Source organism: Mesorhizobium sp. (assembly GCF_004962925.1).
In the GTDB taxonomy this organism is placed as follows: Bacteria; Pseudomonadota; Alphaproteobacteria; order Rhizobiales; family Rhizobiaceae; genus Mesorhizobium.
In genome coordinates this window covers 1-13,815 of the sequence record NZ_SUEO01000013.1, presented here as the reverse complement: position 1 = coordinate 13,815, position 13,815 = coordinate 1, and the positions used below count along the sequence as shown (strand labels likewise).

The following is a 13,815-nucleotide window of genomic DNA, read 5'->3' as shown; positions in this document are numbered from 1 at the left end:
AGCCGAGATCCATGAACCGACAACGAAAAAGGGACGCGGAAAATTCCGCGCCCCTTGCTGCAAGAGCTACTAGCTTGCGTCAGCCGCGCTTGGCGTCGACCGAATAGGCGCCGGCACCCGAGGAAGCCAGCACGAGGAAGCCGCCGGCGATCGCCAGGTTCTTCATGAAGCTGATCATCTGCATCTGATCGGCCCAGCCGGTGTGGGCGACCAGCGCCGTGGCGACGGTGAAGACTGCCAGCACCCAGGCGGTGATTCGGGTCTGGAAACCGATGAGGATGGCGAGACCGCCGAGCAGCTCGATCAGGCCGACGACAACAGCCGTTACGGTTGGCATCGGCAGGCCCATGCTGCCGAAGTAGCCGGCTGTGCCGGCGATCGCAGTAAGCTTGCCGAAACCGGAAAGCACGAAGATGACTGAAAGCAGGACGCGGCCAAGCAGGATGGTGGCCGAGGCGTTGGAAACGGTGCCGGAACCGGCAACGGACGTGTTGGTGGACATGGTGGCTCTCTCCGGAAGGGGTTGTAGTGCCATCCAGATAGAGCAGGTCGACTGTTCACCAAAGATGCGGATTTGGTTACAGATCGTTCACAGCAGTAACGTTTTTGCGATCAGCGCAAAAATCATCGGGATGACGTCACGTCACCCGGGATGCGTCATGTCCTCCGGCCGCACCAGGCGGTCATAGTCGGCTTCGGTGACCAGCCCGGTGGCCAGCGCTTCCTCGCGCAAGGTTGTACCGTTGTTGTGCGCGGTCTTGGCGATCTTGGCGGCATTGTCGTAGCCGATGGTCGGCGCCAGGGCTGTCACCAGCATCAGCGAACGGTCGAGGGCGGCCTTGATGTTGTCTTCCCGCGCCTCGATGCCGACGACGCAATTGTCGGTGAACGAGATCGAGGCGTCGGCCAGAAGCTGCACCGACTGCAGGAAATTATAGGCCATCAGCGGGTTGTAGACGTTGAGCTCGAAATGGCCCTGGCTGCCGGCGAAGGTCACAGCCGCATTGTTGCCGAACACCTGGATGCAGACCTGCGTCAACGCCTCGCACTGGGTGGGGTTGACCTTGCCCGGCATGATCGATGAACCCGGCTCGTTTTCCGGCAGCGACAGTTCGCCGAGGCCGGAGCGCGGGCCGGAGCCGAGCAGGCGAATGTCGTTGGCAATCTTGAACAGGGCGCCGGCGCAGGCATTGATGGCGCCATGCGAGAACACCATGGAATCATGGGCCGCCAGCGCCTCGAACTTGTTCGGCGCGGTGACGAAGGCGATGCCGGTAATAGCGGCGATGCGATCCGCCACCTTTTCGGCAAATCCGATCGGCGCGTTGAGGCCAGTGCCGACGGCCGTGCCGCCTTGCGCCAGTTCCTGCAGGCCGGGCAGCGTCATCTCGATGCGTTTGATCGAGGAGGCGACCTGCGCGGCATAGCCTGAGAATTCCTGACCAAGGGTGAGGGGCGTCGCGTCCTGCGTATGCGTGCGGCCGATCTTGATGATGTGGGCGAAAGCTTTGGTCTTGGCCTCCAGCGCGGCGTGCAAATGCCTGAGCGCCGGCAACAGGTCGTGCACGATGCGCTCGGCGCAGGCGATGTGCATGGCCGTCGGATAGGTATCGTTCGACGACTGGCTCATATTGACGTGGTCGTTGGGATGCACCGGTTTCTTGGACCCCATGACGCCGCCCAGCAGCTCGATCGCCCGATTGGAGATCACCTCGTTGGCGTTCATGTTGGATTGCGTGCCCGAGCCGGTCTGCCAGACGACCAGCGGGAAATGATCGTTGAGCTTGCCGTCGATGACTTCCTGAGAGGCTTCGATGACCGCCTTGCCGATAGCCGGGTCGAGCCGCTTCAGCTCCATATTGGTTTCGGCCGCCGCCCGCTTGACGATGCCGAGCGCGCGCACGATCGACGCCGGCTGTTTTTCCCAGCCGATTTTGAAATTGCCAAGCGAACGCTGCGCCTGCGCGCCCCAATAACGGTCGGCGGCGACCTCGATGGGACCGAACGTGTCGGTTTCGGTTCTGGTCTCTGGCGCGCTCACTTGGTCTCTCCGGTCTGTCGAATTCGGCACCGGCGTATCGCGTTGCACAAATGGCTTCAAGCGGAGATTGCGGGCGGCAAGGATGCAAATCGGTTGAAGGAACGTCTCTTCCTTCTTCCACAGTGGGAAAAGGAAGAGACCCGCCTCTCATCCCCCAAGCAATGATCGTGAGGTCGGAGATAGGCGCAAGACCTCGGTCGATCTCGCCAGATATGTCTGGACCTTCTGCTGAAATGCCTGCCACTCCCGGGAACCGGCAAGCGCTGCCTCAAGGCTTGCATGGGCATCGATGCTGTCGAAACCCGTGACGCTGATAAAAACGTTTTCACCTGATCGCACCGGCAGGCGGGGAAAGCTGTTTTCGGCATGCTCGGTGACGAACGCAGCAAGTGGCCGCGCGCCAAGTGCCGCCAGCAGGGGCACGGCGTCGGTTTCGAAGCGGCTGGCGAAGTCGGCTTCGGCACCGGGTTGCAGATGATGAATCTTGATGACAACAATATCCGACAAGCGGTTGTTTCTGCTTGGCTTTTCGTCACCCAGCAAGGCTGTCCGCTGTGAGCCCGTCAGGTCGAAGCCCGCGCCCGGCCATACCGGTTTCAGCAACAGCACGTCGTCGGAGGAGATCATCGTGGCGTTGGCGGCATCGCGCCAGGCGGCCCACACCGGTCCCTCGTAGAAAGCGGTTAGTGCTTTTTTGCGCGCGACCATGCCGTCGAAGCCGCGTAGCCAGACGAAGATGTCAGGCCGGTCGAGATCGCGGAACTGGCCGATGATGGTCATCCCTGCCGCTTCCCGACCCTCGATCAGGTGACCGTCGAAGATGCCGATCAGCGTGTCGCGCCGGCCAGGTTTCAGCGTGTATTGCCTGAGCTCGACGATCGGCGAGGCGTTGAAGCCGGATTTCGACGGGGCATTCAGGGGCAGGCTCATCGCGCAATCTCCAAAAACAGGGTGGTCGTCCTGTTCTAAAACAGACCGGTTGTCCTGTTTTGTCAATCTGCTATCGTGTGGGAATGTCAGCAGAGATTACCGCTCGCTCAAAGATACGGCCCGGGAAACGCACCAACGACCCGGAAGGCCTGCGCAAACGCGTGCTCGATGTCGCCGAGGCCTCCTTTCAGGCGCGCGGCTACAACGCTTCCAGCCTCGGCGACCTGATGGCGGCGGCGGGTGTCACCGGCGGCGCGCTGCATCATCATTTCCCGACCAAGAAGGCGCTGGCGCTGGCGGTGATCGAGGGGCGGGTGGCGGCTGCCGTCGAAGCAACATGGATCGCGCCGGTGCTGGCGGCAGGCTCGGCGCGCGAGGGCATCCGCAGCGTGTTCGAGGCCGTGGCAACGGAACTGGAGCAACAGGGTTTCGTGCGCGGCTGCCCGCTCAACAACCTGGCGCATGAACTGTCGCTGGTCGATCCGGATTTTCGCGCTGCTCTTGCCGGCATTTTTTCGGCATGGCGCGAGGCGATCGCTGACAAGATCAGGGCCGACCAGCAAGCGGGCAGGGAGCAGGACACCGATCCGCAGCGCTTCGCCGCGCTCGCGGTCGCGACCTATTCCGGCGCCATGTCGATGGCCAAGACGACGCAGGATTCAGGCGTGCTGCGCGATTGCCTGAACGCGCTGGAGCATGGAGCTGCCTCGGCTTCGTCATCCAAGGGCGGGGCGAAGCGTCGACGCAGGGTGCTGATCGGGCAGAGATCCTTTTGATGCAGGAGTGATGGCACGCCCCCTTTGTCCGACCAGCTTCAAAGACCTTATTTCGGCAACGGCTTGATCGTCTCGTAGCCGACCACGCTTTCGCCGTTGGTGCCCTCGTCATAGCGCCTGGCCAGAACCGCCTGCAGGTCGGGCGCGTAGAGCGCGGTGAATTCATCCTGCGTCTTGCCGGCCTCGTTCTTGATCGTCTGCCTGACGGTGAGCACGTTGTATTTGCAGTCGCCCAGGCTGAACGTCTCCTTGCCCTTGACGTTGATCTCGAGCGTCTCGGTGCCCTTCGGTTGTTTGTTGGGTGCGAGGCGAACGAATATGGTCTTGCTTTTGACCCCTGCCTTGAGCGGAAACAGCTTTCTGAGATCGGAAAGCGGGATCATGGCAAGCTGACCGGTCTCGCTGTCGCGAAACACCTCGATCAGGCCGCCGAACAGAAACTGCGTCTGCGGCGATTGAGACTGGTATTCGTTGGCAACCGACACCATTCCACCCGCCGCCGGTCGAAACTCGCTGTGGATGCCGGGCCTTTCGAGAATGAAGCCGGCCTTGGCGGCCTTGGCGTCGATGCACTCGGCACCATGCGCGGCGCTCGCCAGGATGGTGAGTGTCGTGCCGATGGATATAGTCTTCATGGCGTCCTCCTCTGCCCGCGTAAGTTGAGTGCAGACACCGGAAGGAATGCCAGACCTGCGGCACCGTGTCGACATGCTGTTCGAGGCAACTAGACGAAGAGGCGCCGGCTGTGCTGAATTTCGCGCCATGAATCGCATCTCGGCAGGATCACTCTCCCGGCGCAGCTTCCTGGCGCAGGCGGTAGGGTTTGCTGCGGCCGGCGCCGTTGCGCGACCGGCGCTCGGTCAGACCGGGCAGCGCAGTCCGCCCATCGACGCCACCTTCCTGTTCATCGCCGATGTCCATGCCTGCCGCATGGCCAGCGGGCTGAGCCCCAATTGCCAGCAGGAAGGCAAGACCGACGCGGCCCTGCTGCGCAGTGTTGCCGCTTTGAACGCAATGGACGGCAAGGAATGGCCGGCCGAAATCAACGGCGTCGCCACCGGCTTGCGTTCGGCCGGCAGCCGCATCGCCACACCGCTCGGCCTCGTCGTCGGCGGCGATATGACCGACGATGGCGGCGGCCAGATCACCCAGCCCAGCGAGGGCACGCAGCTTCTCCAGTTCAGCCAGCGCTATCAGCAAGGCATCGGCCCGGATCGCGTGCACATGCCGGTCTATGTCGGGCTCGGCAACCATGATCTCGACCAGAATGGCCCACCACCTCATGTCGACTGGTATCGGCGCGAATTGCGCGACTATGTCGAGGTCAACCACCGCCCGGGCGTGTTCTTCAAACCGCCGGTGCCGGCGACCGACTACGATGTCGATACCGATTGCTATTCCTGGGACTGGGGTGGCCTGCATCTCATTCAGACGCACCGCTTCGCCGGCGACACCGGCCACGGCGCGCGGTCCAGCCTGCCGTGGCTGAAGCAGGATCTGGCGACCTATGCGGCGGATAGCCGCCCCGTCATCCTATTCCAGCACTATGGCTGGGATGTTTTTTCGATCGAACGGTGGGATGCCGCCAAAGGAACCTTCGACGATGAAGGCACTGGTGCACCGCATTGGTGGAACGAAGCGGACCGGCAGGCGCTGCTGGCGGCGCTGAAAGGCTACAATGTCGTCGGCATCTTCCATGGCCACCAGCACGAGGTGCCGATGATCTACCGCCGCGACGGGCTCGACCTATTCAAGCCGAAGGCCGCCTATATGGGCGGCTTCGCGCTGGCGCGGGTGACCAGCGACAACATGGAGGTGGTGCTTGGCGAAGCTGTTGGCGATCATGGCGAGGTCGCCTTCACCAACGCTTTCTCGAAGAGCCTGAACTTCTAACGGCCAGCACCTGAAGCAGACAGAGACCGCCGCTTCCTCATCGCTGTTGAAAATGCAGCGCAGCGATCAGAGCGCCTTCCTGACCCTGTCCTTAACGTCGCCATAGGCCTTCTGCAATTTGCCGGCGATCTTGTCGGCCGAGCCTTCAGCCTGGACGCGCCTGTTGCCGGTGGCCCTGCCGGCGGCTTTCTTCACCGAACCTTTGACCTGCTTGGCCAGGCCCACAACCTGATCCTTGTTCACCATGGCCGCATCTCCTGGGATTTTTCCGGGATTTCGTCCGCGAAGGGCAAACGGGCCGGCGCTGCATCGGTTCCATGCCCTGCAATCTGTTGCAGGACGCTGGTTGCGCCGGGCGCGGCAATGCGGCTAGGTTCTGCCCCTGCTTATATGCGAGCACAGGGACCTTCTTGACGGAATTCACGCTCTTTATCGGCAACAAATGCTTTTCGTCCTGGTCGCTCAGGCCTTGGGTGGCGATGAAGCATCTCGGCATTCCTTTCGAGGAAAGCTTCGTGCGCCTGCGCACGCCCGAGACATCAGCCAATCTGGCAAAAGTCTCGCCTACGGGGCTGGTGCCGGTGTTGAATCACAAGCAATCGAATGGCAGGGGCAAAATCATATGGGAAACCCTTGCCATCCTTGAATATCTTGCCGACCTTTATCCCGAGAAGACGTTGTGGCCGGCCGATATCGAGGCCCGCGCGCTGGCGCGCTCGGCGGCGACCGAGATGCATTCCGGTTTTCGCGAGGTCCGCTACGGCTGGCCGATGAATCTGCGTCGGCCCAAGGGCCACAAGCCGCTCGATGCCGAAGGCGAGATGCAGCGGGCACGCATCGAAAGCCTGTGGCGGGAATGCCGGGAGAAATACGGCAAAGGCGGGCCTTTCCTATTCGGTCATTTTACCGGGGCCGACGCGATGTACGCGCCTGTCGTCACCCGCTTTGACACCTATGGTGGCGAACTGGCACCTGATACCAGGGCGTATGTCGACGCCGTGCTTTCAACACCGGCCATGCGCCATTGGTATGCGGAAGCGGCGAAGGAGACATGGCCGGAGCCCGGTCCGGACGAATAGGCGAAGGCCACCGCCGCTCGGCCCTCGGGCAAGAATTTTCCAGGGACGCGACTCTGGTGAAATTCTGATGGCAACAGCGAGGCGGCACCATAAAAGAACGCCCCTCGCGCGTTTTATTGCACGGGAGGCGTCCTTTGTGTCAGCCTTTCCTGAGATTGCTCTCGTGAACTGCTGACGATATCCAAAATGCACGGATGCCAAAATGGTTCCCGGCATGGTGCGATTTTTTTAACAGCTGGCGCCGGCCCGGTTTCGGCGCCAGGTCTGCCATCGGATTGCCTGCTCAGACAAGCTTGCAACGACCGGTCCGCCGGGCGGCGAAAAGCAAAAAATTGACACGGCGCCAAAAGAAGTCTATAAGCAATTCGTCGATATTTGTTTGACCGACTTTTGTTATCCGCGTGTCTAGGCGCGCCTTTGACGAACTTCCCCCATCAAAATCGAGACAAACGCTGTTATGCATTCGCATGACGGCGAACGAATATTTGCCACGGAAAGGGTTCGTTATGAGCACAGGCACAGTTAAATGGTTCAACGCCACTAAGGGTTTCGGCTTTATTCAGCCTGACGACGGCTCGGCCGACGTTTTTGTCCACATCTCGGCCGTAGAGCGCGCCGGAATGCGCGACATCGTAGAGGGCCAGAAGCTCGGCTACGAGATGGTCCGCGACAACAAGTCGGGCAAGATGTCTGCCGATCAGTTGAAGGCGGCCTAAAACGGAATTCAGCCTCGCCGGTGACCACGGATGTACCGGCACCGGTGAATGGCTAATTTCAGCGCATGACCCCGGAAACGTCAGTTTCCAGAAAGCATCATGCGCAGAATGAGAAAGTGTTGGCGCGTTCAACTGGACGCGCGGCGCTCCAGCGGAAGGTCAGGCAATGCCTGACCTTTTGCATTTGGGGCGCTTCAAAAAAATTCGAAAGAGCCACCGCGCGTTCGCTTGAACGTGTTAAGGGTGCTCCAGCAATTTGAATCCGACTGCCGTATTGCTTTGTGCGTGGTCCTGGTCGAAACACCGATCGCGCCATTTTGCGGCGTCATGCTCCGAACCGGGAGAAAGACTTTGACCGCCACCTCAAAGAAACCGCACGACCAGACCGAGTCCATCTTCAGCAAGGCCCAGACCCAGTCCATGTCGCTCAACCGCATCATTTCCGAACAGGATGCTGTCAGCCAGGCCCGGGAAGCCAAGACCGCGCGGCTGCGCGAACTACGCCTGGAAAAGGAAGCCGACGAGATGGCAGCGGCCGCCGCGCTCCCCGCCTCGCCGAAGCGCGTGGGTAAACGCTGATGGCCACCAAACGCGTCCCGCAAAAGGCGATTGCCGCCGATTCGACCATCGCCGATGTCGTAGGAGAACTCGACAAGCCGGTCGAATATGTCCGCCGCGTGCTCGAAAAACTCGAGCGCTGCAGGCGCGCCCATGGCGATGCCCAGGTCAGGCTCGGCGTGCGTGGCCGCTCCGAATGCCCGAACTATTTGATCGAGTATGTCCGCGAAAATGCCAAGACCCACGAGCGCGTCACCCATCAGGATGCCGCCTATAGCGGCAGCACGCATCGCGAGCTGGCGCCCCGGCACATCGAGGAGGCCAGGAACTGGTCGCCCGAGGAAATGAACATCACGGCGGTCTCGGCGCTGATCGGCCGCCTTCGCAACCCGAATGCGCCATCATCGCGTTTCTCCGACGAGGATTGATATGGCCATAAAATTCTCCGCCAAGGATCAGCCGGCGGCATCCGCTGCCACCGCAAAGCCGGCCAAGCCAGCCGCCGCGCCGAAAGCCGACGTTACCGTCGAGGCTGGGACTGATCTGTTCAAGTCGCCGGCGGATGTCGCATCGCGCAAGACCAGGAAGAAGAAATAGCGCCCTTGCCGCGAAACGCCGACCTGAATCCTGTTGCGTCAGGGCTGCTTGCCTTGGCGAGCACCGGAGACTTTTCGTCTCTGGAGGAGGGCGCCGCCCCTCTCTTCGATTGCCAGAGCTGCGGCGCCTGCTGTTCCTATTCGGCCGAATGGCCGCGTTTCTCGACCGAGGATGACGCACAGCTCGACCGGATCCCGCAGAAATATGTGGCTGCCGACGAAGCCGGCATGCGCTGCGACGGCGTGCGCTGTTCGGCACTTTCCGGCGAGGTCGGCAAGTCGACCGCCTGCGGCATCTACGAGGTCCGACCAGACGTATGCCGCGCCTGCATGCCCGGCGGCGACGATTGCCTGATGGCGCGTCGCGGCCATGGGCTGCCGACGCTGTAATAGCAGCTCTCGGGCTGGTGGATCAGTTCGAATTTTCAGATGGTCGAAAGTCGCTCCGGTAGAGGCCAGGCGATCGCCCGGTCAACCGTTTGAATGCCTGCGAGAACGACGGCACCGATTCATATCCGACGGCGCGCCCGATCTCGCCAATGTTCTGGTTCGTTTCCCGCAGAGCCTTGGCGGCTAGGTTCATCCGCCATCGAGTCACGTAGGACAGCGGCGGCCGTCCTACGAGTTGAGTGAAGCGACGCGCGAAAGTGGCCCGGGACTGTGCCGCGCCGCTGGCAAGGGAAGCGATGGTCCAGGGATTACCCGGCCGCTCGTGGATTAGGCGTAAAGCCTGCGCAACGCCTTTATCGCGTAAGGCGCCAAACCAGCCCGCTGTTCCGAGAGGCTGATGTTCTATCCAGGCACGCAACAAGAAGACCAACGTGCTATCGAGAAGGCGTGGGGCCACAATATCGTGGCCGCCGAGATTGCCTTTCGCTTCAACCTTCAGAAGTTCCAGGGCAAGCCGCAGCGGCTCGCTGGTGTCGATCTGATTTCGGGTCAAGTGAATCAGCGGAGGAAGCAGCGAAACCATCGGATACGGGCCCACGCCGTCGAGTGAATATCTCGCACAAAGAAGAGTTGTCGCGCCGCTCTCGCTTTTCGGTTCCGGTCCGCTTCGATTTGCGGAAAGGACGGCAGATATGGATGCGGTCGGTGCATCCGCCGGATTACAAAGGGCATGTCCGACACCGCTTGCGACAAGGATGACGTCTCCCTCGCCTAAGTGGATCGGCTCCTTTTCGCCAGTCAGCCGCAACCAGCATTCGCCGTGCTGGATGACGTGGATGGTGGCATTCCTCATCGGATCGACTGAAATACCCCATGGCCGATGTAGGATCGCGCTGCCGATCATGGCGCTGCCAAATCTTAGCGAAGCGAGAACTTCGGATAAGACGTCCATGAGAACCATCCTCCAATAATGAACTAGGCAACGGTATTAGACGATTGGATAAGAATCCAGGGAGATAGCGTATCGACTGTCTCACAGGCGCGACAGATTATGTCGGCGTGAAGCAGGCACCTGAAGGAGCAAAACATGCGTGACGAACCATCAACGCCATTTCCAGTCAAGATTCACAACGCCCTCGAGACGAACAAGATGATCGTCCTGGACTTCATCGACAAAGCGGTAAACCAAGGCAACATCGAAGCTGCTTCGATGCATTTTGGCGAACGCTACATCCAACACAATCCGAACATTGCGGATGGTGCGGAGGGCTTCAAAGCCTATCTGCAGCAGCTCAGACAGTCATTTCCCCTCGTGAGAGGAGAGGTGAAGCGGATTTTTGCTGAACGGGATTTCGTCATCGTGCATATGCACGCAAAACGCGAACCCGAAGAGGAGGGCTTGGCCATCGTCGACGTTTTCAGACTGGAGGGCGGTAAGCTCATCGAACACTGGGAAGTTCGGCAGCCCATTGCGTATAGTAAGCTGCATGCCAACTGCATGATCTGAATACGGATAAACGGCAGCTCGAGGGCCAACTTGTGCCCGCGCGTTTCGCTGCCGCGGCCTCGGCGTCACCGTCGGCAAAATCACAACAATACAATTTAGGCGGGTTCGAGAATATCCGCCTTGATCGGTTGGTCGAAGATAAGCGCACCTTCGCTATCGCGTTGCGCCGCTGCAAGCACAGCAGCGGTGATGCCAGATTCGTCGTGCTCAACGACTTCTCGCCGCGACGGATCAACAGCCACGACGCGATCCAAAAAGCCCCTCACGGTTCGAAAGACCTCCCGACGAACGTATTGTAATGTAGCCACCCGCGCCAGCACGCCCGATAATACGGCTGTTTCGATCGCGAGCTGGGCCGCTTGCCGGACAATGGATTCGTCTTCAATCAGCCGCAGGGCGGCGAAGAAATTGCCGGTCGCCAACGGTTCGACAATGATCAGGACGCCATTTGGCTTGATGACGCGAGCCGCTTCGCCTAGCGCTGCCTGCATCGCCATTTCGGGAACATGATGGAGTGCATTGACCATAACAGCAATCTCGAAAGCCGCGTCGCCGAAAGGCAACGACTCCGCCACACCTTTGACGAAGCTCGCCTGCGGAAACGCCGCCATCGCTTCCCGAATCGTATCCGCCGCCGGATCGATGCCGCTCACGTCAGCTCCCTCGGCAACAAGCTGCCTTGCGAAGCTGCCAGCACCGCAGCCGATATCAAGAATTCTAAGTCCCGCGATCGACGATCGCACCGATCTGACAACTGCCAACGGACTGTCTATGAGCTGCACTGCGCGTTTCCCCTCGGGTCCGACGATAAGGGAAGAGCCTCTGCCGGAAGCTCACCCACCTAAAGTGATAAGCTCGGGGCGCATTTCCTCTAACGTCATTCCCATCCCCAACAGTACCGACACTAGAATCCGCAGCTTGGGTCCGGTGAGATCGCCGGCAAAGACTGCCCCCGCCTTCTCGAGATCTTTGCCTCCGCCATTGCCATAAATCGGCGAGACGCGGCCTTCGCCACATCGCGACGCCACGAACACCGGAATGCCATCAGCGATGATGTCTGCAACAGCCACTGCGACGGCAGGGGTCGTGTTTCCTCTGCCGAAGCCTTCGAGCACAATCGCTCGTGAGCCGCTTGCCGCCGCAAGGCGGATCATGCGGTCATCGGAGCCTAGCACCATGCGTATAAGGTCGACTTGTGGTTCGATGGCGTTCGCTGCAAACGTTTTCCGAAGGATAGGCCGGCGCGATACGCTGACGGTGGTCCCGTCGATTTCCCCTAGCTTACCGTGGTTTCGCGAGACAAACGCATCGACGCGGGAGGTATGGGCCTTCGTGACGTCACGCGCGGCGTGGAAGTGTTGTTCCAGGAGCACAACCGCGCCGAGACCTGCCGCCAGTGGCGACGCCGCAAGCCTGACGGCATCAGTGACGTTCCGCGGTCCGTCGGCGGCGGAATCATCAGCGCTGCGCTGTGCGCCGGTAAACACCACGGGCTTTTCATTCACCAGAAGCAAATCCGCGAGATAGGCGCTTTCCTCCATCGTATCGGTACCGTGGGTGACCACGACGCCGATGCAATCGTCTTCAGCAAGGTGAAAGTTGATCCGCTGAGCTAGAGCAAACGCCATCGGCAACGTCATCGCGCAGCTGACGATATTCATGAAGTCGTCAATTTTAATGTCGACACCGGGAGGAATGTCTTGGATTGCATCTCGAAGCTTCTCGCCGGCAACGGTTGCCACGACGTGATCCTCGGCCTCAATCCGCCGCGAAGCGACTGTACCGCCGGTGGTAATTAGGCAAATACACGCCATGCAGGGTGCTTTCGGATGGAGCGGCTATTGGTTCACTTGGACATAGCGAATTGAGCGTCAAATCACGAAAGTTCAGGGATATCTTGTTGGCGGATTCTCGATTAGCTCGAACCTTTGTACATCAATATCCATCTTGGCGTCATCAGGGCCTAGCGGGAACGTCTCATTCGGGTCACAGAGTTGCCGAAGATCATCTCAATGGGATGGCAAAGAAGCGTCGTGAGCCGAAATTCGAAATGAAACACTGCCGGCTCAGGCTGGCTTGTGCCCGCGGGTTTCGCTGGTTACGTTGCCGGCGGCAGGGACAACGTCGGGAGATCATCGGTGAGCATCGAATTCTTGTTGACGTCGCTGATTGTCGTGGCTTCGCCCGGCACCGGCGTTCTCTATACGCTGAGCGCCGGGCTTTCGCGTGGCGCGCGTGCCAGCATCATCGCTGCTTTTGGCTGCACGCTCGGCATCATTCCGCATATGGCGGCCGCCATCACCGGGCTAGCGGCGCTGCTGCACACCAGCGCACTCGCCTTTGAGACGATCAAATATCTGGGCGTCGCCTACCTGCTCTACATGGCATGGAACACGTTGAAGGAGAGCGGCGGCTTGAACGTCGGGCAGGATGTCGCGCCGCGCTCGGCCGGCAAGGTGATCACCTCGGGCATCCTCATCAACATCCTCAACCCGAAGCTGTCGATCTTCTTCTTCGCCTTCCTGCCGCAGTTCGTCAGCACCACCGAACCGCATGCGCTGTCGAAGATGCTGGAGCTCAGCACCGTCTTCATGCTTCTGACCTTCGTCGTCTTCGTCGGCTACGGCATCTTCGCCGCCTCGATCCGCAGTCATGTCGTGTCGCGGCCGATGGTGCTGACCTGGATGCGCCGCACCTTCGCCGGCGCCTTCGTCGCGCTCGGCGCAAAACTGGCGCTGACTGAGAGGTAGCGCCTGTAGGCGCTACCCCATAGGCGCTAACTTTAGAGGTAGACTGGTGGAATCGAGATGTGATTCCTCGGCCAGATGCGAACGAATGATTCCATCGAAGCGGTCGGCCTTCGAGCAATGGATAGGCTTGCTGCAGGCGGCCTTCGTCAGGGCAGGGGTGCCCGAGCGCCGCGCCCACACTCTGGCGCTGCTTGTCGAATCATCGCTGGAAGGGCTGATGGTGATCGCGCGCGCCACCCGCGACCGTGCCCCGGTGCTGGCGGTGGCCGATGAGGTCGCCGCGCTGATAGAAGGTGCCTTGCTGACCAGCAGTGCCGCTGCCGCGGCGCGTTGACGCCGACGTCCGAGCCCGCCAGCCCGGCAAGAGGATCGTCCGAAAGCAAAGAAAAAGGGCGACCTCTCGGCCGCCCTTTCCGTATCTGAAGGCTGATGGATGCGTGGATTAGAAATCCATGCCGCCCATGCCGCCCATGCCGCCGCCGCCCATGCCGCCTGGCATGCCGCCGCCAGCCGACTCCTTCTTCGGAGCCTCCGCGATCATGGCTTCGGTGGTGACCAGCAGGCCGGCGACCGAGGCCG

General features: G+C 60.7%; 19 protein-coding genes. 11 read left to right on the top strand and 8 right to left on the bottom strand.

Annotated features, from left to right (window positions below; translation table 11 throughout):
- Positions 1 to 79 precede the first annotated feature (79 nt).
- The 3 genes from E5W87_RS05260 to E5W87_RS05250 form a co-directional block, all read right to left on the bottom strand.
- Positions 80 to 502 (bottom strand): DoxX family protein, encoded by a 423-nt coding sequence (locus E5W87_RS05260; protein WP_292394694.1) that lies wholly within the window; start codon positions 500 to 502, stop codon positions 80 to 82.
- A gap of 141 nt (positions 503 to 643) precedes the next feature.
- Positions 644 to 2,041 carry a class II fumarate hydratase gene (fumC, locus tag E5W87_RS05255; RefSeq protein ID WP_292394692.1) on the bottom strand — a complete coding sequence of 466 codons (1,398 nt, stop codon included), beginning with the start codon at positions 2,039 to 2,041 and terminating at the stop codon, positions 644 to 646.
- A 147-nt stretch (positions 2,042 to 2,188) separates the two neighbouring features.
- Positions 2,189 to 2,971 (bottom strand): NIPSNAP family protein, encoded by a 783-nt coding sequence (locus E5W87_RS05250; protein WP_292394690.1) that lies wholly within the window; start codon positions 2,969 to 2,971, stop codon positions 2,189 to 2,191.
- A gap of 83 nt (positions 2,972 to 3,054) precedes the next feature.
- Between E5W87_RS05250 and E5W87_RS05245 the strand changes: the two genes are divergently transcribed.
- Positions 3,055 to 3,747, top strand: coding sequence for a TetR/AcrR family transcriptional regulator (locus E5W87_RS05245; RefSeq protein ID WP_292394687.1), 693 nt, complete (start codon positions 3,055 to 3,057; stop codon positions 3,745 to 3,747).
- A gap of 47 nt (positions 3,748 to 3,794) precedes the next feature.
- Here E5W87_RS05245 and E5W87_RS05240 read toward each other — a convergent pair whose 3' ends face one another.
- Positions 3,795 to 4,382, bottom strand: a complete 588-nt coding sequence (locus tag E5W87_RS05240) for a hypothetical protein (RefSeq protein ID WP_292394685.1) — start codon at positions 4,380 to 4,382, stop codon at positions 3,795 to 3,797.
- A 127-nt stretch (positions 4,383 to 4,509) separates the two neighbouring features.
- Here E5W87_RS05240 and E5W87_RS05235 point away from each other — a divergent pair, with 127 nt between their 5' ends.
- A complete protein-coding gene (locus E5W87_RS05235) occupies positions 4,510 to 5,640 on the top strand; it encodes a metallophosphoesterase (protein ID WP_292394683.1) in 1,131 nt (376 codons plus the stop codon).
- Positions 5,641 to 5,706: 66 nt separating this feature from the next.
- Here E5W87_RS05235 and E5W87_RS05230 read toward each other — a convergent pair whose 3' ends face one another.
- Positions 5,707 to 5,886 carry a CsbD family protein gene (locus E5W87_RS05230; RefSeq protein WP_292394681.1) on the bottom strand — a complete coding sequence of 60 codons (180 nt, stop codon included), beginning with the start codon at positions 5,884 to 5,886 and terminating at the stop codon, positions 5,707 to 5,709.
- Positions 5,887 to 6,050: 164 nt separating this feature from the next.
- Between E5W87_RS05230 and E5W87_RS05225 the strand changes: the two genes are divergently transcribed.
- The 6 genes from E5W87_RS05225 (at position 6,051) to E5W87_RS05200 (ending at position 8,979) form a co-directional block, all read left to right on the top strand.
- On the top strand, positions 6,051 to 6,719 hold the full coding sequence (locus E5W87_RS05225) for a glutathione S-transferase family protein (RefSeq protein ID WP_292394679.1): 669 nt from the start codon (positions 6,051 to 6,053) through the stop codon (positions 6,717 to 6,719).
- 506 nt (positions 6,720 to 7,225) lie between these two features.
- Positions 7,226 to 7,435 carry a cold-shock protein gene (locus E5W87_RS05220; RefSeq protein ID WP_010915421.1) on the top strand — a complete coding sequence of 70 codons (210 nt, stop codon included), beginning with the start codon at positions 7,226 to 7,228 and terminating at the stop codon, positions 7,433 to 7,435.
- A 351-nt stretch (positions 7,436 to 7,786) separates the two neighbouring features.
- Positions 7,787 to 8,014, top strand: a complete 228-nt coding sequence (locus E5W87_RS05215; RefSeq protein ID WP_292394677.1) for a hypothetical protein — start codon at positions 7,787 to 7,789, stop codon at positions 8,012 to 8,014.
- Positions 8,014 to 8,421 (top strand): hypothetical protein, encoded by a 408-nt coding sequence (locus E5W87_RS05210; RefSeq protein WP_095489282.1) that lies wholly within the window; start codon positions 8,014 to 8,016, stop codon positions 8,419 to 8,421. The genes E5W87_RS05215 and E5W87_RS05210 overlap by 1 nt, the downstream gene beginning before the upstream one ends.
- A 1-nt stretch (position 8,422) precedes the next feature.
- A complete protein-coding gene (locus E5W87_RS05205; RefSeq protein WP_292394674.1) occupies positions 8,423 to 8,590 on the top strand; it encodes a hypothetical protein in 168 nt (55 codons plus the stop codon).
- 53 nt (positions 8,591 to 8,643) lie between these two features.
- Positions 8,644 to 8,979 carry a YkgJ family cysteine cluster protein gene (locus tag E5W87_RS05200; protein ID WP_292394672.1) on the top strand — a complete coding sequence of 112 codons (336 nt, stop codon included), beginning with the start codon at positions 8,644 to 8,646 and terminating at the stop codon, positions 8,977 to 8,979.
- A 22-nt stretch (positions 8,980 to 9,001) separates the two neighbouring features.
- Here the strand turns inward: E5W87_RS05200 and E5W87_RS05195 are convergent, their stop codons facing one another.
- Positions 9,002 to 9,931, bottom strand: coding sequence for an AraC family transcriptional regulator (locus E5W87_RS05195; RefSeq protein WP_292394670.1), 930 nt, complete (start codon positions 9,929 to 9,931; stop codon positions 9,002 to 9,004).
- A 135-nt stretch (positions 9,932 to 10,066) separates the two neighbouring features.
- On the opposite strand from E5W87_RS05195, the gene E5W87_RS05190 reads away from it, so the two are divergent.
- Positions 10,067 to 10,486, top strand: a complete 420-nt coding sequence (locus E5W87_RS05190) for a nuclear transport factor 2 family protein (protein WP_292394669.1) — start codon at positions 10,067 to 10,069, stop codon at positions 10,484 to 10,486.
- Between the two features lie 95 nt (positions 10,487 to 10,581).
- Here E5W87_RS05190 and E5W87_RS05185 read toward each other — a convergent pair whose 3' ends face one another.
- Both E5W87_RS05185 and E5W87_RS05180 read right to left on the bottom strand, forming a co-directional pair.
- The gene (locus tag E5W87_RS05185; RefSeq protein WP_292394666.1) at positions 10,582 to 11,268 is read right to left on the bottom strand and encodes a bifunctional 2-polyprenyl-6-hydroxyphenol methylase/3-demethylubiquinol 3-O-methyltransferase UbiG; all 687 of its coding nucleotides are present in this window, start codon (positions 11,266 to 11,268) and stop codon (positions 10,582 to 10,584) included.
- A 51-nt stretch (positions 11,269 to 11,319) separates the two neighbouring features.
- Entirely contained in the window at positions 11,320 to 12,300 is a 981-nt protein-coding gene (locus tag E5W87_RS05180) for an asparaginase (protein WP_292394665.1), read from the bottom strand.
- 324 nt (positions 12,301 to 12,624) lie between these two features.
- Between E5W87_RS05180 and E5W87_RS05175 the strand changes: the two genes are divergently transcribed.
- Both E5W87_RS05175 and E5W87_RS05170 read left to right on the top strand, forming a co-directional pair.
- Positions 12,625 to 13,236 (top strand): LysE family translocator, encoded by a 612-nt coding sequence (locus tag E5W87_RS05175; protein WP_292394663.1) that lies wholly within the window; start codon positions 12,625 to 12,627, stop codon positions 13,234 to 13,236.
- Positions 13,237 to 13,321: 85 nt separating this feature from the next.
- On the top strand, positions 13,322 to 13,570 hold the full coding sequence (locus E5W87_RS05170; RefSeq protein WP_292394661.1) for a hypothetical protein: 249 nt from the start codon (positions 13,322 to 13,324) through the stop codon (positions 13,568 to 13,570).
- Positions 13,571 to 13,815 lie beyond the last annotated feature (245 nt).